Below are 18,933 nucleotides of genomic sequence, written 5' to 3' on the forward strand. Positions count from 1 at the left end.
TATTATTTACAATAAAAAAAGACTGAAATTTTAAATTATCAAATATATTTAAACTAATAGTTGTAAATTATAAATTGAAGCTATTAAATTAAATCTTAAAGCAAATCTTTTTCTACGATTTCGATATTTTTCACTAATAATTTTAAATTTTTTAAGTATAGCAAAAACATTTTCAATAACAATTCTCATTTTTGAAATTCGCTCATTATTTTGCTTTTCTTCTTTATTTAAAGGGTTTTTCTTTGATTTTCTTTTAGGAATTAAAACATTATGATTAATTTTTTGTATGCCTTGATAACCTAAATCCACTAAAACAGTTGTTTCTGGTAAAAATTTAATTTTTGAATCTTTTAAAATTTTAAAGTCATGGTTTTTACCATAAGAAAAATCAGAACTAATAATTTTTTTACTATCTTTTTCAATTATAACTTGTGTTTTTATTGTGTGTTTTTTCTTTTTTCCTGAGTAGTGCTGTTTTTGTCTTTTTTTGGGCGTTGGATTTGGCTTTCAGTTACATCAATTATAACAGTCTTATCTTTGAAATAATCTTTTAATAGTGATTTTTGACCAGTAAGTTGTTGAAAATTAGGGTGTTTTATTAAAGTGTCTTCAATTCATTTGATATTTCTATAACAACTACTTTCACTAATATCATAACTTTTTGCAATATGAAAATAAGTTCTATATTCTCTTCAATATTCTAAAGTCATTAAAATACGATTTTCTAATGATAATTTATTGGTTCTTCCGCGACGAAATCTCTTTTTTAATTCTTCTATTTTTAAAATTTCTAGCATTTTATTAAAAGTAGTATGTTTAATACCAGTTAATCTTAAAAAATTTTTATCACTTATTTGATTATTTTTTTTAAATTTCATTTAAATTCCACCTTTTTATTAAAAACAACAATTCAATTATATTTTAAATTAATTTTGCAAGAAGTCTACTATTTTTTAAAAAAACTCTGGGGGGCAAATCAGTTATCTATAAATATAACATATTTTATAAGGATGCTTTTTATTTATTATTTTTACTATCCATTGGTAAAACCAAATTAAAAATCCAACCCCGCGTAAACATATTTAATTATTTTAATCTTTAACCAATAATTTAGAAATTGCTTTCATAAACTTATCTTTCTTATTTAACTCTACACCACTTTTAATCATTTCATCACTGTAACTAATTGTTTTTCTTTTCATTTTAATTTCCCTCCTTAAACTTAATTCACAATTATTATAACTTAATTATACACTATTTTTTAAAAAGTAAGACTCTGGGAGGGTTGACTTTCACAAAATCTGCGTGTATAATCTAGTTGTTTATTAAATTAAAAAAATTACGGAAGTTCTTTCAATAAAGTCAGGGTCCCCAAGGTCCTACTAAACGCGGACCCCTAACAGGTTGAAAAGCGGTGCCGAGATTTTTTGTAAACTTAATAAAATTCTAGTATATTGACGCTTCGTTTGTGGAAGCAACCCGACCAGCCGACATTAAAGTCTAAAATTATTTTAAAAAGAGACCTAATTTAAAATTAGGTCTCTTTTTAATCACAATTAATTAAATTTATTTTTGGAGGAACTATTAAATGTCAAAACAAAAAAAAATGAATTATATTTGGTATTGTGTTAACAACTTTAACTTTATTAATAACATTAATATTATCAAGTGTTGCAATATGCAAGATAACTTCATGTTTCAAAGATACTAAAAGCATTGAAAAATCAATGGGTTGAATACTAGCAGGAATTACAATAATTTTGATAATTTCATTTGCAATTACAATGATTATTGTAATCATATACAAGTTTTATGACCGCAACATTAAAAATAAAAAATAATAAGTAAAAGAAAAGAACTTCCTTTTAAATTTCTAAAAAAATGGGACTGTACAATTAACTGTGTCTTTAAGTAATTAACTTAAATTCACTCTGTCCTCAAATTTTATCATTAAATGTGAAATTGCACTACCCCAATTTTGAATTGGCATCGTTCATTTCTTAACCATATTTTGAAATGCTAAATAAAATATTTTAAAAACTGATGCGTCATTAGGAAAAATCTTTTTATTCTTAATGACTTTTCTTAGTTGACTATTAACAGATTCAATCGCATTAGTTGTGTAAATAATCCTTCTAAATTCTTGAGGATATTCAAGAAAAATTATTAAATTATTTCAGTTATTTTTTCATGATTTAGTAATTTGTGGATACTTTTTATTTCATTTTTCAGAAAAATGATCTAAAGCAACTAGCGCTATTTCTTCATTAATTGCTGTATAAATTGATTTTAAATCATTAGCTACAAGTTTGCGATCTTTGTAAGGGACAAATTTTAAACTATTACGAATTTGATGAACAATGCATAATTGGTGCTGTGTTTTTGGGAACACAGCTTCTATTGCATCAGACATTCCAGTTAAATTATCGCTACAAGCAACAAGAATATCTTGTAAGCCACGATTTTTCATTTCCGTAAGATTATTAAGTCAAAATTTGGCGCCCTCATTCTCGCTAATTCACATTCCTAAAATATCTTTTAAACCATCTAAATTAATTCCTAAGGCAAGATAAACTGCTTTATTTATTATTCGTTTATCTTGCTTTACTTTAACAACAATACAATCAAAATAAACAATCGGATAAATCTTCTCTAAAGGTTTAGTTTGTCACATTTTAACTTCTTCAATAACATCATCAGTTATTTGACTAATTAAACTTTCTGAAATTTCTGCTCCGTGATAGAATTCTTGCAATTGTGCTTTGATATCAGAAATTGTCATTCCTCTTGCATATAAAGAAATTACTTTTTGATCAAAGTTATCAAATCTTCTTTGTCTTTTCGGAATAATTACTGGTTCAAAAGTACTATTTCGATCTCTTGGTACATCAATTGCGATTGAACCATTTTTAGTAATAATGGTTTTTTGTGTGTTGCCATTTCTTTTATTATGATTCTCATCAGTTTCAAGATAATCTTTAATTTCCGTATTTAACATTCGTTCAGTTAATTTTTTGGTAAATTCCTGAAAAATAGTATTGCCTTTAAATAAATCTTGTGGATTATCAATATTTTCTAAAAAATAATCAACAACTTTATCAATTGCGTCAGGTTCTTTTTTTATTTTTTTTGTCATTTTCTGTTCTCCTTCTTTTAAGTATAATTCAGAATGAATTATCGAGACACAGAATTTTGGACAGGCCCAAAAAAAATATAAGAACTTAGTTCAGAATTAAACAAATCAATATTTTCTACAAAAATATTTTCTTCTGTAGTTTCTAATTTTAAGTTATAACTTCCTTTTCCAAATATTGCTGAAATTTCTAAGCGTTTAAATTTTTCTAACTCATCTTCTAAGATAAATTTACACTCTGTAATACTATCTAGAATATTAATTTCTTTGTATCATAGCAAATTGCTTAATAATTCTTCTTGTCCTTTCCCATATAAATTCATAATTGTATTTACATTACTTTTTTTAATAGCACAATTAACAAAATTTTTACCATAATTACCATCTGACAACTTAATATCTTTTGGTAACAAACTAGGAATATCGTTAGGCTCCAATCGACTAATTAGCGGTAGTCAATTATATTGATTATCATTTAACTTAAATAATTCATTTTGTGAAATATCATTGTGAATTAACTTAATTTGATTATCTTCAAATTTAAAATATCTTGACTGTAAAATGACTTTGACATCTTTAAATTTATAAACACCATCTTCTAAAATTGGTACCGAAATAAGAACGAAATAGTAAGGCAATAATAATTTGTAATCATCATTAAGTCCCATATTTATTGATAGCTCAGAAAAAATATAATCAGACAGCATTATTACGCTTTGTTTGAATACTTGTACCGATGGATGATTTACTAATTTCGGATTTTCAAACTTTCAATCTTCAAATAAATTAGTAATGACAATTTCTGGTTTTTGACCGGCAAATATTTGTGCTTTTAAAATTGCAGCATCGTTAACAGGTTCATTTTTATCATCATAAGTCGCATGTTTGAAGTTTGTGCGATAATTATATGTATAAGTTAACATATTTAATAAAACTTTTTGGAGACTATCAATTTTATTAGTATTTTTAATTTCTAGTTCTACATCACCAAACTCTGTTGTTGTTGTCCCCCAAATAATTCATCTAGCTCAAGGAATTGATGGAAGCTCGTGAGGATTAGCGTCAAACCATGAATAATTATTATCTTTTACCATAATTTTATTACCATCAGGATCAGGCCACACACTAGGTGGGTCCCCAGGGATTGTTAAAATTGGTCTTTCTGTAACACTGTAGTTAACTGAAGCCGTTGTAACACGAGCATTTTTAAAAACTTCTTTTCTAGTTTCTGTTCCGCCGCCAACCTCGATTAAATCCAAAACACTTCCTTCATTAAAAAATTGCTTTGCTTTTTCTCATGCTAAAACTTGGCTAGACATTCATTGTTGCAAAATTCTAACTTTTGGTTCAGTTTCAATCGGCATTGATAGCATTGGTAACATAACCTTGTCATTTTCTATAAATAATCGCGGATAACCCTCCACGCCGTTTACTTTCCCAATTAATTTAATATTTCCAAATAAAGCTTGCCGTGGAAATTTAATAGTAATTGCTTTAACCTTTGTATCTTCGGGCAATTGTTTTTGAATACGAACAATAATGGGATTAGAACCACGAACTTTAAAATCTTGCACCCGTACTAAAACTGTTTTCCTTGGTTACCTTAATTGATTTTGGGGCATAGCGTTCGGTGTAAGAATTTATAATATACAATTCATCCAAATTATTTTCGTTTGCCGGTTCACCAATAGAAACGACATGAAGATTAAATTTGCCATATAAACTTTCATCTTGAAAAATTATAGTCTTAGCATCAACCATAGTATATTCAACACTATTATCTTGAATATTAGTAGCATTGCGAGCATCTAATTCTAAATTAAAGTCACTAACTTCATAAGCAATCGTTTTTTTAACTTCTAAAGGGTCAATAAAGCCAATTTTAACAACATTGGGAGAAAAGAAGTATAAATTAGGTTTATTTGTGTTTTTAATCAGGTTGTTTAAAGGGTAAATATATAATTCGCGTTTTCTTGTTTCGTTATAAATTGTATGCAAGTCAGGGTCTGATTGTTCGGTGTAATTTGCAAAGTCCAGTGGAGTATTATCAATTGCATAATCACGATACTTTGTTTCATTTTCTTGACTTGGTTTAGTCTTCCAATCCGCCATTTTCTTGTCCTTTCATATCAATATTATTAATTTCTTTACCGATTGTGGTCGTTACATTCAAATTAACTTTGATTGTCATTTTTTCAAGTTCTTTTGAAATAAAACTGTTACCATTCAAGTCGCGGTCAAATTTAAGTAGTAAGTAAATAAAGTTTGTATGGGCTTCTTCTCGTAATAATAATTTTTGCTCGAGCATATTGTTAGTTTGAATATTAACCGCAGAACTTTCTTGACGAGTTTGTTGAGCCCCTTTATGAATTGCAGGTACATGCATTCCAATCCGTTTATTAATCTCGGTCACATTTCAATCATATAAATAAGTTAATTCTTTTCCTCTAAATTGACCATTAATAGTAGAAAAGGGTATTGGATTTTGTGCTTGATCATAATTCATGACTAAAACATGATTTTTAATAAAATCATCAATAATCTTATTTACATTTTTTTGAACATTACCAACAAGTGAATTTGTATTAATAAGAAATCTTGTGGCGTTTAAAATCGCATCTAGAATGCTTTGTTCATAAAAAATATCTAAAGCTTTCAATTTATCTTCAACACCAGCGATGTCAGCACGCTCACTTGGTAAATTAGAAAAAATTGCAATTGGTATGTAATTAATTTCTAAAACTTGGTTAATATTTAATTTTTCATTATTGCGTTGTTTTTCAAAATCATTAACTTTTATTATTGTTTGCTCCAATTTTGAAGTGCCATTATTGTCAACAATTTTTTTGGTGCTTAGTTCATAAATTTCACGCGTAATTTTTACTTTGCTGTTTTCTAATTGGTAAGTTTCGTACATGCGTAAATTAAGATTATTTTTCTTATAGTCGTCGTAAAAAATTGTACATTGAATTAAATTTCCCAAAACATCATATTCTCGTTCTGCTACTCGTATGGGTTGAAAGTTCATAATTCCTTGATTTAAAAAAATTAGAAATGCCGAAACACCAATATCGCTAGCTCGTTTCTCATTAATCCAGTTTTTACTTTGAAAATCATTTTTATAAAGTCATGCCATTATTTTTGGTGATAAATCTTGTTGACTAATATTAATTTCCAACTTCTTAGGAGTTAATGCATTAGCCATAGTGTCGGACACATACGATTTATAATAATCTTCATGACCAAAAGGAGCAAAACCATACATTCGCAAAATTGATTTTTCAATTTCGCGTTTTTTAACTACTACATTAGACTTCTTGCAAAATTAATTTAAAATATAATTGAATTGTTGTTTTTAATAAAAAGGTGGAATTTAAATGAAATTTAAAAAAAAATAATCAAATAAGTGATAAAAATTTTTTAAGATTAACTGGTATTAAACATACTACTTTTAATAAAATGCTAGAAATTTTAAAAATAGAAGAATTAAAAAAGAGATTTCGTCGCGGAAGAACCAATAAATTATCATTAGAAAATCGTATTTTAATGACTTTAGAATATTGAAGAGAATATAGAACTTATTTTCATATTGCAAAAAGTTATGATATTAGTGAAAGTAGTTGTTATAGAAATATCAAATGAATTGAAGACACTTTAATAAAACACCCTAATTTTCAACAACTTACTGGTCAAAAATCACTATTAAAAGATTATTTCAAAGATAAGACTGTTATAATTGATGTAACTGAAAGCCAAATCCAACGCCCAAAAAAAGACAAAAACAGCACTACTCAGGAAAAAAGAAAAAACACACAATAAAAACACAAGTTATAATTGAAAAAGATAGTAAAAAAATTATTAGTTCTGATTTTTCTTATGGTAAAAACCATGACTTTAAAATTTTAAAAGATTCAAAAATTAAATTTTTACCAGAAACAACTGTTTTAGTGGATTTAGGTTATCAAGGCATACAAAAAATTAATCATAATGTTTTAATTCCTAAAAGAAAATCAAAGAAAAACCCTTTAAATAAAGAAGAAAAGCAAAATAATGAGCGAATTTCAAAAATGAGAATTGTTATTGAAAATGTTTTTGCTATACTTAAAAAATTTAAAATTATTAGTGAAAAATATCGAAATCGTAGAAAAAGATTTGCTTTAAGATTTAATTTAATAGCTTCAATTTATAATTTACAACTATTAGTTTAAATATATTTGATAATTTAAAATTTCAGTCTTTTTTTATTGTAAATAATAATTTTTATTATGTTTTAATGACAAAATATTTGTAAAAATAATCTAAAAATTATTTTAATAACACTTTTATATTTATTTTAAATTTAAAAATTATAATTATCATATTAATTTTGCAAGAAGTCTAATAAATGATAAGTTAAATAACGGTAAAATAAAAGCATAAACTAAAAAAACTAATAATGCTAACCCTAAAACAAAGGGAACAAAAATCGCCGCAATCCTATCAGCAATCTTTTGTAAATTGGTTTTTTGCTGTTGCAATTGTTCTACTCTATTAATAATATTTGCTAATATCGTTTCATTACCAATTTTTGTTGCTCGCATTATAAAAGCTTCACCAGCATTAGCAGAACCACCAATTAATAATTCACCAGTCAATTTTTTTACAATTTGACTTTCACTTGTAATTAATGAATCATTAATATATGCTAATTCCCCCATTAAAACACCATCAGTAGGAATTTTATCACCCTTTTTAACTAATAACTGATCATCAATTTTAATATCAATAGCAGCAATTGTTACATATTTATTATTTTCTTTAAAAATAGTCGCCTCTTTTACTTGCAACGACATTAAATCTTGTAACCCATCAATCGCACGATTACGAACTATTTGCGATATTGCATCGCCCACTAAAACAAAAGCTATAATTGAAGCCCCAATCTCAAAATCATGTAAGGTAACACAGACATTTTAGACCAGTAAGAATGTTCCTCTTAACAATAATTTTTTAAAGGAGGTAGGTATTTTAATTAATAAAATTAAACTAACTTTATTAATTTATTAACTTGTTCGAACAAAAACTAAATTCTATTTAAAAAGTTGTGTTGTAAATATGAGAACACTTTTTAGGTGTGCCAAAAAATGCTTTTTGGTAATTTCGAGCATTTCTCGTACCTAGTTAGCTAACATAACTTAGTTAATAACATAAGAGAGATAACATAGATTTCTTAGATGGTTAACTATGTTAGCTAACTAGGAAATTGCATATAAGGAAGGATATATATTATCTTTTTACAAAAACTAAAAAATTATTGATATGAGGAGTTAATAAATAATGACTAACTTAAAAAATTTATTTTTGAATAAAAAATATATTGTTGCTGAAACAACAAATGCGATTTTACTATCAATTCCCAATAGCGGTGGTGGTTCTTGAGTTCCTAGAAAACTAGTATACTCATCAATTAAATATGCAAATCAGATGGTGATCGGTATTTTTACAGAAAATGATTATGAAGTTATTAAGTATGATGCCAACGGTGCACAAAAAATTACAACCATTAAGGGGCAAGAAATTATTAATTTGTATGAAGAAGTTAAAATTAAAAATCGACAAAAATTTTTAGAAAATATTAAAAAATCTGAAGCTGATAAAAATATTAATTTTAATTATATTATTCCCGAATGACTAAAAGAAACTGATTTAAATTAGTTATTAAATCTTGAACAGTACTAAATGGCTAAAAAATATTGTTATGTTATATATTCTTGCGAAACCAATGAGTTAGTCGGTGTTTATGATAGTGTTGCCAAAATTGTAGAACGCTATTATGGACTTTCGCGTAATAATTCTAATTTTAAAAGAAAAGTACACTCATTAGAAACTGTAATTTATTACAAGAAAAAAGCCATTCGTCCGCGGAAATGAATTATTTATAAAGAAATAATTGAGGAAGATTAATTAATGGAAAACAAACATTTTTATTGACTTAAAGCGTTACGCCAAAAATATTCTTATAAAGAAATAATTACAGCGTTAAAAGCAATTAATTGTCAATTAAAAGAAAAATCATTACAATGTGAGTTTAAAAGAATAGAAAATTATTGTAAGCGAAAAACTAAAAAAACTTATGATTATCAAAATTGCTGTGTGCCACAAGAAAAATGTACTCATTTTCTTTGCTGACAACACATAAGAAGAAAAATATAATAGACTTCTTGCAAAATTAATATGATAATTATAATTTTTAAATTTAAAATAAATATAAAAGTGTTATTAAAATAATTTTTAGATTATTTTTACAAATATTTTGTCATTAAAACATAATAAAAATTATTATTTACAATAAAAAAAGACTGAAATTTTAAATTATCAAATATATTTAAACTAATAGTTGTAAATTATAAATTGAAGCTATTAAATTAAATCTTAAAGCAAATCTTTTTCTACGATTTCGATATTTTTCACTAATAATTTTAAATTTTTTAAGTATAGCAAAAACATTTTCAATAACAATTCTCATTTTTGAAATTCGCTCATTATTTTGCTTTTCTTCTTTATTTAAAGGGTTTTTCTTTGATTTTCTTTTAGGAATTAAAACATTATGATTAATTTTTTGTATGCCTTGATAACCTAAATCCACTAAAACAGTTGTTTCTGGTAAAAATTTAATTTTTGAATCTTTTAAAATTTTAAAGTCATGGTTTTTACCATAAGAAAAATCAGAACTAATAATTTTTTTACTATCTTTTTCAATTATAACTTGTGTTTTTATTGTGTGTTTTTTCTTTTTTCCTGAGTAGTGCTGTTTTTGTCTTTTTTTGGGCGTTGGATTTGGCTTTCAGTTACATCAATTATAACAGTCTTATCTTTGAAATAATCTTTTAATAGTGATTTTTGACCAGTAAGTTGTTGAAAATTAGGGTGTTTTATTAAAGTGTCTTCAATTCATTTGATATTTCTATAACAACTACTTTCACTAATATCATAACTTTTTGCAATATGAAAATAAGTTCTATATTCTCTTCAATATTCTAAAGTCATTAAAATACGATTTTCTAATGATAATTTATTGGTTCTTCCGCGACGAAATCTCTTTTTTAATTCTTCTATTTTTAAAATTTCTAGCATTTTATTAAAAGTAGTATGTTTAATACCAGTTAATCTTAAAAAATTTTTATCACTTATTTGATTATTTTTTTTAAATTTCATTTAAATTCCACCTTTTTATTAAAAACAACAATTCAATTATATTTTAAATTAATTTTGCAAGAAGTCTATTATGTCTGACCCTTATGGGATTGCTATTAAAACTGCAATTTCAACACTAATTATTGCTTGTCCTTGTGCCTTGGGATTAGCGCGCGACACCTTTAGCAATAACTGTGGGAATTGCAAAGTCAACACAGGAAGGAATTATTTTTAATAAAGTTCATGCTTTTGAAAAAATTAATCAAATTGATTATTGTTGCTTTTGATAAAACCGGAATTGTTACTGATGGCAAATTAAGTATTAAGGCTATTTATGGCGAAGAAAAGCATATTACTTTTGCTGTGAGTTTAGAAAATTTTTCAGCGCATCCAATTGCTACTGCTTTTAAAGCATACCAAGAAGCATATAATATTAGTAAAGTATCCTTGACGGATGTTTTTTAAAGAAACTATTGGTTTTGGCATTCAAGGGTTATGTAATAAACAGCGAGTTACGATTTCTTCGATTACTAAATTATTAGAAAAAAAATTTGTTTTAGCAGTTCCTTTACAAAGAATTGTTGAAAAAAGCAAAGAAATTAATCAATTGATATTGGGGTTAGCAATTGATAAAGTTATTGTAACTTTATTTGTGTTAGAGGATCAGATTAAGTTAAATGCGATTAAAACAGTTGCTAAGTTGAAGCGAGAAGGTATTGAGGTTTATATGATTAGTGTGGTGATAATGAAGTTATTACTAGAGGAGTTGCTATTGGTATTGACCATTACTTTGCTAATATTCAACCATTAGATAAAGCTAATATTATTAAGAAATTGCAAAAACAAGGTAAAAAAGTGGCATTTGTTGGTGATGGTGTTAATGATAGTGTTGCTTTACAACAAGCTGATTTATCAATTGCGATGGGAACAGGAGCGCGGAAATTGCAGTTAATCTTAGTGATATTATTATCATTAAACCTGATGTTTTAAATATTTATAAAGCGATTGTGTTAACGAAGCAAACAAGAAGAGTTATTTGAACTAATTTTATGTGAGCATTTGGTTATAACCTTATTGCCTTACCAGTAGCAATGTTATCTGGTTGATTTTGAATATCAATTCCTAATTTTGAGTTTGCAATTTTTGCGGCGGCGGCGATGGCATTTTCTGATCTTACTGTTGTTGTAAATTCATTAGACTTCTTGCAAAATTAATTTAAAATATAATTGAATTGTTGTTTTTAATAAAAAGATGGAATTTAAATGAAATTTAAAAAAAATAATCAAATAAGTGATAAAAATTTTTTAAGATTAACTGGTATTAAACATACTACTTTTAATAAAATGCTAGAAATTTTAAAAATAGAAAAATTAAAAAAGAGATTTCGTCGCGGAAGAACCAATAAATTATCATTAGAAAATCGTATTTTAATGACTTTAGAATATTGAAGAGAATATAGAACTTATTTTCATATTGCAAAAAGTTATGATATTAGTGAAAGTAGTTGTTATAGAAATATCAAATGAATTGAAGACACTTTAATAAAACACCCTAATTTTCAACAACTTACTGGTCAAAAATCACTATTAAAAGATTATTTCAAAGATAAGACTGTTATAATTGATGTAACTGAAAGCCAAATCCAACGCCCAAAAAAAGACAAAAACAGCACTACTCAGGAAAAAAGAAAAAACACACAATAAAAACACAAGTTATAATTGAAAAAGATAGTAAAAAAATTATTAGTTCTGATTTTTCTTATGGTAAAAACCATGACTTTAAAATTTTAAAAGATTCAAAAATTAAATTTTTACCAGAAACAACTGTTTTAGTGGATTTAGGTTATCAAGGCATACAAAAAATTAATCATAATGTTTTAATTCCTAAAAGAAAATCAAAGAAAAACCCTTTAAATAAAGAAGAAAAGCAAAATAATGAGCGAATTTCAAAAATGAGAATTGTTATTGAAAATGTTTTTGCTATACTTAAAAAATTTAAAATTATTAGTGAAAAATATCGAAATCGTAGAAAAAGATTTGCTTTAAGATTTAATTTAATAGCTTCAATTTATAATTTACAACTATTAGTTTAAATATATTTGATAATTTAAAATTTCAGTCTTTTTTTATTGTAAATAATAATTTTTATTATGTTTTAATGACAAAATATTTGTAAAAATAATCTAAAAATTATTTTAATAACACTTTTATATTTATTTTAAATTTAAAAATTATAATTATCATATTAATTTTGCAAGAAGTCTATTGTATTTTCGTTGAAAAAAGATTAAATATTAGATTAATTAAGTATCATTTTTTATATTCCTTAATGTTTGATATAATTATTGAAAATAAGTAGGAGAGAATTAATGAAATCATTAAGTAAAAAATATGAGCATTTTGAAGTAGAAAATGGTAAGTATGATTATTGATTAGAAAAACGATTATTTAGTGCTGATAATATTAATAATAAACCTGTTTTTAGTATGATTTTGCCTCCACCTAATATTACGGGTAAATTACATTTGGGTCATGCTTGGAATAATACTTTACAAGATGTTATGGCGCGTTATAAAATTTTAACTGGTTATGGTGTTACTTGATTTCCGGGAATGGATCATGCAGGGATTGCTACCCAAGTAAAAGTTACTGAAAGAATATGAGATGAAGAGAAAAAACGGATTACTAATTTTTCTCGTGATCAGTTTATTACTAAAGTTAATTCGTGAAAGGATGAATATGCTAAGGTAATTCGTGAGCAATGAGCAAAATTAGGATTAGCATTAGATTATCGTTATGAGAAGTTTACTTTAGATAGTGATGTTAATCAATTAGTTAATGAAACATTTGTTAAATTATATAATGATGGTTTAATTTATCGTGGCAAAAAAATTATTAATTGAGACCCACAATTAAAAACAGCGTTATCGAATATGGAAGTAACTTATAAAGAAGTTCAAGGTAAAATGTATTATCTTAATTATCCCTTAGTAGATAGTGATGAAATGATTACAATTGCCACAACAAGACCAGAAACGATGTTTGCTGATCAGGCTTTAGTTTTTCATCCTAATGATGTTCGTTATCAAAAGTATCTTCATAAAGAAGTTATTAATCCCGTTAATAAACAAAGAATTCCGATAATTGCTGATGAATACATTGTTATGGAATTTGGAACAGGAATAATGAAATGTACGCCTGCTCATGATTTTAATGATTATCAAATTGCTAAAAGACATAATTTGGATTTAATTATTTGTATGGATTCTGGTGGCATAATGAATGCCACAGCTTTACAATATGAGGGATTAGACCGTTTTGTTTGTCGACAACAGTTAATAGGTGATTTAGAAAAACAAAATTTAGTTGTTAAAATTGCTGATTTTGTTCATCAAGTAGGATATTCAGAACGCAGTGATGCTATTATTGAACCATATTTATCAGAACAATGGTTTGTTAAAATGCAGCCATTAGTAAATAGAGCTTTAAAATTACAAAATAGTGCTGATGCGATTTTGTTTTATCCATCAAGATTTGCAAATATTTTAGATCAATGGTTAGAAAATATTCAGGATTGATGTATCTCCCGACAATTGTGATGGGGTCATCAATTGCCAGTATGATATCATCAAGATACTAAGGAAATTATTGTGGCCATAACGCCACCTAATAAAGAAGAATGAGTACAAGATAGTGATGTTTTAGATACTTGATTTTCTAGTGCTTTGTGACCTTTAATATTTGCTCAACAAAATAATGATAAATTATTTTTTGAAAAATATTTGCCAAATTCCTTGTTAGTTACTGGTTATGATATTATTTTCTTTTGAATTAGTCGGATGATTTTTGAATCATTATATTTAGTTAATAAAAAACCTTTCAAAACGGTATTAATTCATGGTTTAATTCGTGATGAACAAGGAAGAAAAATGTCAAAATCTTTAGGTAATGGGATTGATCCAATGGATATTATTACTGAGTATGGTGCTGATAGTTTACGATTTTTTTTATTAACTAATAGTACTCCGGGGCAAGATTTACGATTTAGTATTACTAAAGTTCGTTCTTCGTGAAATTTTATTAATAAACTTTGAAATGCTAGCAGATATGTGCTTTTAAATTTAGCCAATGATTTTAAGCCAGTGAATAATATTTTAGATTTACAATTAGAGGCTGTTGATTATTGAATTTTAAATAATTTTAATTTTGTTCTTGAAAAGGTGCAAGCAAATATGGAGAAATATGAATTTGTTGTTAGTGGTAAATATCTTTTTGATTTTGTTTGAGATGATTTTTGCTCTTGATATATTGAGTTATCAAAAAGTAATTTACAAAATCCTAAAACTAAAGTGGGGTCAATTCAAGTATTATTTTATCTTTTAAAGCAAATTGTTATTTTATTGCATCCTTTAATTCCTTTTGTAACTGAAGAGATTTATCAAAAGATGTTTAATAACGGCAAATCAATTATGGAAGAAAAATATCCGATAGTTTTAGAAAATATTGCTCCCGTAAATTATTTAGTTAATGTTATTAACATTACAACAGTTATTAGAGAATTACGAGCAACAAGAAATATTAAGCATCACATTGCTTTGAATTTTAATTTAAATTCTGATAATCTTGATTATCAGAAATATGCTCAGGAAATTAATGGTTTTTTGCAAAAGTTAACTAATAGTCAAATGACAACTATTAATGAGAAAATATCTCATTTAGGACAAACAATCGCGCTTCCTTTAATTGATGGAACAATTGATGTTTTTTTAGATATGACAATTAATAAAAAAGAACAACAATTATTTATTCAAAAACAGTTACAAGATATTCATCGTGAGTTAGAACGAAGTAAAACAATATTAAATAATGAACAGTTTTTAAATAAGGCTCCAATTGCAAAAGTTAATGCTGAAAAGCATAAATATGAACAGTATGAGGAATTATATAAACAATTACAAAAAAAATTACAAGACATTTTATCTTAGTTATTAATAAATATTTTAAAGGAAATTTTTAATTTTGTCGAAAACTCTTGATAAAATAAAAAAAATCATCAACTTGATAATTTTAAAAGGCTTTTATGTAAAATTACTATTTTTACTTTAACTTTTTTATACATTAAAATATAATACCGCTGTTTGTTGGTTTGGAGTTAAACCCTTATGTTGGTATTTTCATTTTCAGAGATTTAAATAATTTTGAATATTAGTAAAACCTAAACCATGATAATGAATTAAGGCTTCTTTAAGACTAGATTGTAATTTACTGATTTTATTTAAGTTACGATAACTAGCTTCAGGATTAATTGTTGTTTTAGTTACACATAAAGTAGAATTTGTTTGTTTTGCTACTAAAAAATATAATTTTTGCATATCAGAAGTAATAATTGAATTTTCGTTAATTAATTCTTTGTTCATATTTTCAATAACTCATTGTTTTTGTAAACGTTTGGTGTTTGTGGATTTAACATAAATATTGTTATTATTATCAATTGCCATTTGAATACAGCATTTAGTATTAGTTGCGAATGGGTCAAGGTGAATTCTTCGTGGATCAGTTTTATATTTGAAATTTCCTTTATGGATTTCTTTAATAAATGTTTCATCGATTTGGATTTTACCAGATAATTTTTTAAATTTTAATTGGGTATTTTCTAATTGTTTTGATTTCATTAATTTTTGACGATTATATCAAGCAGTTTTTAATGTAGTTTTAATAAAACGAGAAATTGTTTTACTAGATTGCCCCAGCAATGAAATTTGAATCAATAAATTTCATTGTTCATAATTTAAATGACTTCAATAAATAAAATGATTACGAAAAGCGTCAAAACTTGCACGGCAATTTTTACATAAATATTTTTGTTTTCCTTCTGAATTATGTCCATTTTTAACGCAATGGTAAGATTCACATTTAGGGCATTTAATACCTTGCGCTCTAAATTTTTGATCAATTTCATTTAAACGTTTTTGTTTTTTTATTAATTCTGCTTGTTGTTTGACTTTTTCATAAAATTCTAAAAATTGATCATCTGTTAAAGTATTTACTAGTTCTTGAATTATTTTTTCCATAATTATTATCCACCTCTATCATATTAAAATATACCTAAAATTAAGTATATTCAATAAATATCAAGAGTTTTCGACAAAATTAAAAAAGGAAATTCATTATTTTATAAGTAATTTAATTACGGGTGAAAAAATGAAGAAACCTAAAATTATTATTTTTGCTATTAATAATAAGTATTCTTATTTTAATGGGATTTTTATTATCGCATTTTTTTATTAATGCTGATATTAATATCATAAAACCACAACCAAATATTGTTACTAAATCAAGTATTGAGATTAATTTTTTAGTCAAAAATAATTTGCCGTTGCTAAGAAATATATTGCCAAAAAAGATTAGTATTAATAAAAATGAACAAAAAATTAATAAACAGCGCTTAGTGGACATTATTTTTTATTATCAAGTGCCGTTGTATTATTTTCAGCCCTTGGCATCAAAAAATTATTACAAGTTATTTACAATAATATTACTATTGAATTAGAACCATTTTCGCAAGACATTGCTAAAGTTTATATTGAAGATGTTACTAGACTTCTTGCAAAATTAATTTAAAATATAATTGAATTGTTGTTTTTAATAAAAAGGTGGAATTTAAATGAAATTTAAAAAAAATAATCAAATAAGTGATAAAAATTTTTTAAGATTAACTGGTATTAAACATACTACTTTTAATAAAATGCTAGAAATTTTAAAAATAGAAGAATTAAAAAAGAGATTTCGTCGCGGAAGAACCAATAAATTATCATTAGAAAATCGTATTTTAATGACTTTAGAATATTGAAGAGAATATAGAACTTATTTTCATATTGCAAAAAGTTATGATATTAGTGAAAGTAGTTGTTATAGAAATATCAAATGAATTGAAGACACTTTAATAAAACACCCTAATTTTCAACAACTTACTGGTCAAAAATCACTATTAAAAGATTATTTCAAAGATAAGACTGTTATAATTGATATAACTGAAAGCCAAATCCAACGCCCAAAAAAAGACAAAAACAGCACTACTCAGGAAAAAAGAAAAAACACACAATAAAAACACAAGTTATAATTGAAAAAGATAGTAAAAAAATTATTAGTTCTGATTTTTCTTATGGTAAAAACCATGACTTTAAAATTTTAAAAGATTCAAAAATTAAATTTTTACCAGAAACAACTGTTTTAGTGGATTTAGGTTATCAAGGCATACAAAAAATTAATCATAATGTTTTAATTCCTAAAAGAAAATCAAAGAAAAACCCTTTAAATAAAGAAGAAAAGCAAAATAATGAGCGAATTTCAAAAATGAGAATTGTTATTGAAAATGTTTTTGCTATACTTAAAAAATTTAAAATTATTAGTGAAAAATATCGAAATCGTAGAAAAAGATTTGCTTTAAGATTTAATTTAATAGCTTCAATTTATAATTTACAACTATTAGTTTAAATATATTTGATAATTTAAAATTTCAGTCTTTTTTTATTGTAAATAATAATTTTTATTATGTTTTAATAACAAAATATTTGTAAAAATAATCTAAAAATTATTTTAATAACACTTTTATATTTATTTTAAATTTAAAAATTATAATTATCATATTAATTTTGCAAGAAGTCTACTGTATCTTTTTTGCAAGGTATTTTAAAGTTAGGGACGCGTAAAGTTTTGTTAGGTAGGTAAAGATTTGAATAAATATTAAGACAGTCAGTACTGACTGTCTTTTTATTTTATAAGGTATTAAAAATTTGTTCTTTGAAAATTAAATACAAGTGAGTTAATAATGTTGGTATGTATTAAAGCACGATAAATTGTGGGTGGTCGCCATAACCAAAAGAAGTTTACCAGTTAATAGATAACATCCTATTAGCTATAGCAATTTGTTTCGTTTTGCAATAAAAAAATGAATGGGTGGATTTCCTAAAAATATACACGCTATTAAATTAGTTTCAAGGGCAGGATGCGGATGTTAAAGTGTAGAAATTTCTATGAATAGGGGTATGCTAAGTTTAAAATTATTAAAATCTTTATCTAATTAAAAAACAAAATTTAATAACAAAGCTTGTTAAACACTTAAATCTGCGATATATAAGTGTTTAAAAAACTAGTTATTTTTCTTTCAAAATTAATCAAATATTTTTCCACCTAACAAAACTTTACGCGTCCGTTTCACAAATAACCCGAATATTATTATCTGGATCTGAAATAGATTTAATAATGTCATTATCTAATAATTTTTTTAAAACATTATTACATAAATCAGATAAAAATTTTTTAGAATCCCATTCATCAACTTTTACTACTTCTGTTTTTATATAATTATTGTTTTGTCTTTTATTTCTATTTAAATTTTCTAAATTATTTGTTTGCGAATAATTAACTTCACTACTTTCTAATTTAATTTGTTGTTCTTTTGCTGAAGTCGGACTGTTTGCAACCAATGTTAATATTCCGCTTCCTGCAATTGTTATTGTTCCTAAAATTTCTAGTAATTTTTTCATATTAATTAAATTCCTTTCGTGAATTTTTACTAATTAATAAAATTTACAACACATTTTCCTTTCTCCAAATCTTAGTCTGGAA

Annotated in this window: 25 protein-coding genes; 14 read left to right on the forward strand and 11 right to left on the reverse strand. The window is 25.3% G+C overall.

What is annotated here, in order from left to right; all coding sequences use genetic code 4:
• Window positions 1-48 precede the first annotated feature (48 nt).
• From AAHM82_RS14735 to AAHM82_RS11030, 6 genes are all read right to left on the reverse strand, one after another.
• Window positions 49-441 carry a transposase family protein gene (locus AAHM82_RS14735; RefSeq protein ID WP_342264845.1) on the reverse strand — a complete coding sequence of 131 codons (393 nt, stop codon included), beginning with the start codon at window positions 439-441 and terminating at the stop codon, window positions 49-51.
• Entirely contained in the window at window positions 438-878 is a 441-nt protein-coding gene (locus AAHM82_RS14740; RefSeq protein WP_342263396.1) for a transposase family protein, read from the reverse strand. Before AAHM82_RS14740 ends, AAHM82_RS14735 begins: the two co-directional genes overlap by 4 nt.
• Before the next feature lie 1,037 nt (window positions 879-1,915).
• Complete coding sequence (locus AAHM82_RS11015) at window positions 1,916-3,136, reverse strand: IS256 family transposase (protein WP_342263390.1); 1,221 nt, start codon at window positions 3,134-3,136, stop codon at window positions 1,916-1,918.
• Window positions 3,137-3,174: 38 nt separating this feature from the next.
• Window positions 3,175-4,707, reverse strand: coding sequence for a hypothetical protein (locus AAHM82_RS11020; protein ID WP_342263962.1), 1,533 nt, complete (start codon window positions 4,705-4,707; stop codon window positions 3,175-3,177).
• Window positions 4,694-5,245: a hypothetical protein gene (locus AAHM82_RS11025; RefSeq protein WP_342263963.1), complete on the reverse strand. Its 552-nt coding sequence runs from the start codon at window positions 5,243-5,245 to the stop codon at window positions 4,694-4,696. The genes AAHM82_RS11020 and AAHM82_RS11025 overlap by 14 nt, the downstream gene beginning before the upstream one ends.
• Window positions 5,226-6,338, reverse strand: a complete 1,113-nt coding sequence (locus AAHM82_RS11030) for a hypothetical protein (protein ID WP_342263964.1) — start codon at window positions 6,336-6,338, stop codon at window positions 5,226-5,228. The genes AAHM82_RS11025 and AAHM82_RS11030 overlap by 20 nt, the downstream gene beginning before the upstream one ends.
• Before the next feature lie 161 nt (window positions 6,339-6,499).
• Here AAHM82_RS11030 and AAHM82_RS14745 point away from each other — a divergent pair, with 161 nt between their 5' ends.
• Window positions 6,500-6,952: a helix-turn-helix domain-containing protein gene (locus AAHM82_RS14745; protein ID WP_425288968.1), complete on the forward strand. Its 453-nt coding sequence runs from the start codon at window positions 6,500-6,502 to the stop codon at window positions 6,950-6,952.
• On the forward strand, window positions 6,949-7,341 hold the full coding sequence (locus AAHM82_RS14750; protein WP_342264845.1) for a transposase family protein: 393 nt from the start codon (window positions 6,949-6,951) through the stop codon (window positions 7,339-7,341). Before AAHM82_RS14745 ends, AAHM82_RS14750 begins: the two co-directional genes overlap by 4 nt.
• A gap of 144 nt (window positions 7,342-7,485) precedes the next feature.
• Here AAHM82_RS14750 and AAHM82_RS11040 read toward each other — a convergent pair whose 3' ends face one another.
• Window positions 7,486-8,025, reverse strand: a complete 540-nt coding sequence (locus AAHM82_RS11040) for a hypothetical protein (protein ID WP_342263965.1) — start codon at window positions 8,023-8,025, stop codon at window positions 7,486-7,488.
• Between the two features lie 424 nt (window positions 8,026-8,449).
• Between AAHM82_RS11040 and AAHM82_RS11045 the strand changes: the two genes are divergently transcribed.
• From AAHM82_RS11045 to AAHM82_RS11055, 3 genes are read left to right on the forward strand one after another with little or no spacing between them, the layout of a single operon-like run.
• Window positions 8,450-8,827, forward strand: a complete 378-nt coding sequence (locus AAHM82_RS11045) for a hypothetical protein (RefSeq protein WP_342263966.1) — start codon at window positions 8,450-8,452, stop codon at window positions 8,825-8,827.
• Between the two features lie 24 nt (window positions 8,828-8,851).
• Window positions 8,852-9,076, forward strand: a complete 225-nt coding sequence (locus AAHM82_RS11050; protein ID WP_342263967.1) for a hypothetical protein — start codon at window positions 8,852-8,854, stop codon at window positions 9,074-9,076.
• Window positions 9,077-9,079: 3 nt separating this feature from the next.
• Window positions 9,080-9,325 carry a hypothetical protein gene (locus AAHM82_RS11055; protein WP_342263335.1) on the forward strand — a complete coding sequence of 82 codons (246 nt, stop codon included), beginning with the start codon at window positions 9,080-9,082 and terminating at the stop codon, window positions 9,323-9,325.
• Window positions 9,326-9,497: 172 nt separating this feature from the next.
• Here the strand turns inward: AAHM82_RS11055 and AAHM82_RS14755 are convergent, their stop codons facing one another.
• Both AAHM82_RS14755 and AAHM82_RS14760 read right to left on the reverse strand, forming a co-directional pair.
• Window positions 9,498-9,890 carry a transposase family protein gene (locus AAHM82_RS14755; RefSeq protein WP_342264845.1) on the reverse strand — a complete coding sequence of 131 codons (393 nt, stop codon included), beginning with the start codon at window positions 9,888-9,890 and terminating at the stop codon, window positions 9,498-9,500.
• Window positions 9,887-10,327 carry a transposase family protein gene (locus AAHM82_RS14760; RefSeq protein WP_342263396.1) on the reverse strand — a complete coding sequence of 147 codons (441 nt, stop codon included), beginning with the start codon at window positions 10,325-10,327 and terminating at the stop codon, window positions 9,887-9,889. Before AAHM82_RS14760 ends, AAHM82_RS14755 begins: the two co-directional genes overlap by 4 nt.
• 228 nt (window positions 10,328-10,555) lie before the next feature.
• Between AAHM82_RS14760 and AAHM82_RS11065 the strand changes: the two genes are divergently transcribed.
• From AAHM82_RS11065 to AAHM82_RS11090, 7 genes are all read left to right on the forward strand, one after another.
• Window positions 10,556-10,771 carry a hypothetical protein gene (locus AAHM82_RS11065; RefSeq protein WP_342263968.1) on the forward strand — a complete coding sequence of 72 codons (216 nt, stop codon included), beginning with the start codon at window positions 10,556-10,558 and terminating at the stop codon, window positions 10,769-10,771.
• The gene (locus AAHM82_RS11070) at window positions 10,761-11,117 is read left to right on the forward strand and encodes a hypothetical protein (RefSeq protein ID WP_342263969.1); all 357 of its coding nucleotides are present in this window, start codon (window positions 10,761-10,763) and stop codon (window positions 11,115-11,117) included. The genes AAHM82_RS11065 and AAHM82_RS11070 overlap by 11 nt, the downstream gene beginning before the upstream one ends.
• Entirely contained in the window at window positions 11,105-11,296 is a 192-nt protein-coding gene (locus AAHM82_RS11075; protein WP_342264883.1) for an HAD family hydrolase, read from the forward strand. Before AAHM82_RS11070 ends, AAHM82_RS11075 begins: the two co-directional genes overlap by 13 nt.
• 59 nt (window positions 11,297-11,355) lie before the next feature.
• The gene (locus AAHM82_RS11080) at window positions 11,356-11,520 is read left to right on the forward strand and encodes a hypothetical protein (RefSeq protein WP_342263970.1); all 165 of its coding nucleotides are present in this window, start codon (window positions 11,356-11,358) and stop codon (window positions 11,518-11,520) included.
• A 48-nt stretch (window positions 11,521-11,568) separates the two neighbouring features.
• Window positions 11,569-12,009: a helix-turn-helix domain-containing protein gene (locus tag AAHM82_RS14765; protein WP_425288983.1), complete on the forward strand. Its 441-nt coding sequence runs from the start codon at window positions 11,569-11,571 to the stop codon at window positions 12,007-12,009.
• Window positions 12,006-12,398, forward strand: a complete 393-nt coding sequence (locus tag AAHM82_RS14770; RefSeq protein ID WP_342264845.1) for a transposase family protein — start codon at window positions 12,006-12,008, stop codon at window positions 12,396-12,398. Before AAHM82_RS14765 ends, AAHM82_RS14770 begins: the two co-directional genes overlap by 4 nt.
• Before the next feature lie 273 nt (window positions 12,399-12,671).
• Window positions 12,672-15,290: a valine--tRNA ligase gene (locus AAHM82_RS11090; RefSeq protein WP_425289033.1), complete on the forward strand. Its 2,619-nt coding sequence runs from the start codon at window positions 12,672-12,674 to the stop codon at window positions 15,288-15,290.
• 126 nt (window positions 15,291-15,416) lie between these two features.
• Here AAHM82_RS11090 and AAHM82_RS11095 read toward each other — a convergent pair whose 3' ends face one another.
• A complete protein-coding gene (locus tag AAHM82_RS11095) occupies window positions 15,417-16,376 on the reverse strand; it encodes an IS1/IS1595 family N-terminal zinc-binding domain-containing protein (protein WP_342263352.1) in 960 nt (319 codons plus the stop codon).
• A 593-nt stretch (window positions 16,377-16,969) separates the two neighbouring features.
• Between AAHM82_RS11095 and AAHM82_RS14775 the strand changes: the two genes are divergently transcribed.
• Both AAHM82_RS14775 and AAHM82_RS14780 read left to right on the forward strand, forming a co-directional pair.
• The gene (locus AAHM82_RS14775; RefSeq protein WP_425288984.1) at window positions 16,970-17,410 is read left to right on the forward strand and encodes a helix-turn-helix domain-containing protein; all 441 of its coding nucleotides are present in this window, start codon (window positions 16,970-16,972) and stop codon (window positions 17,408-17,410) included.
• Complete coding sequence (locus tag AAHM82_RS14780) at window positions 17,407-17,799, forward strand: transposase family protein (protein WP_342264845.1); 393 nt, start codon at window positions 17,407-17,409, stop codon at window positions 17,797-17,799. The genes AAHM82_RS14775 and AAHM82_RS14780 overlap by 4 nt, the downstream gene beginning before the upstream one ends.
• A gap of 707 nt (window positions 17,800-18,506) precedes the next feature.
• Here the strand turns inward: AAHM82_RS14780 and AAHM82_RS11105 are convergent.
• Complete coding sequence (locus tag AAHM82_RS11105; protein WP_342263384.1) at window positions 18,507-18,851, reverse strand: hypothetical protein; 345 nt, start codon at window positions 18,849-18,851, stop codon at window positions 18,507-18,509.
• Window positions 18,852-18,933 lie beyond the last annotated feature (82 nt).

This window comes from Spiroplasma endosymbiont of Clivina fossor (genome assembly GCF_964031115.1).
Lineage (GTDB): Bacteria > Bacillota_I > Bacilli_A > Mycoplasmatales > Nriv7 > Nriv7.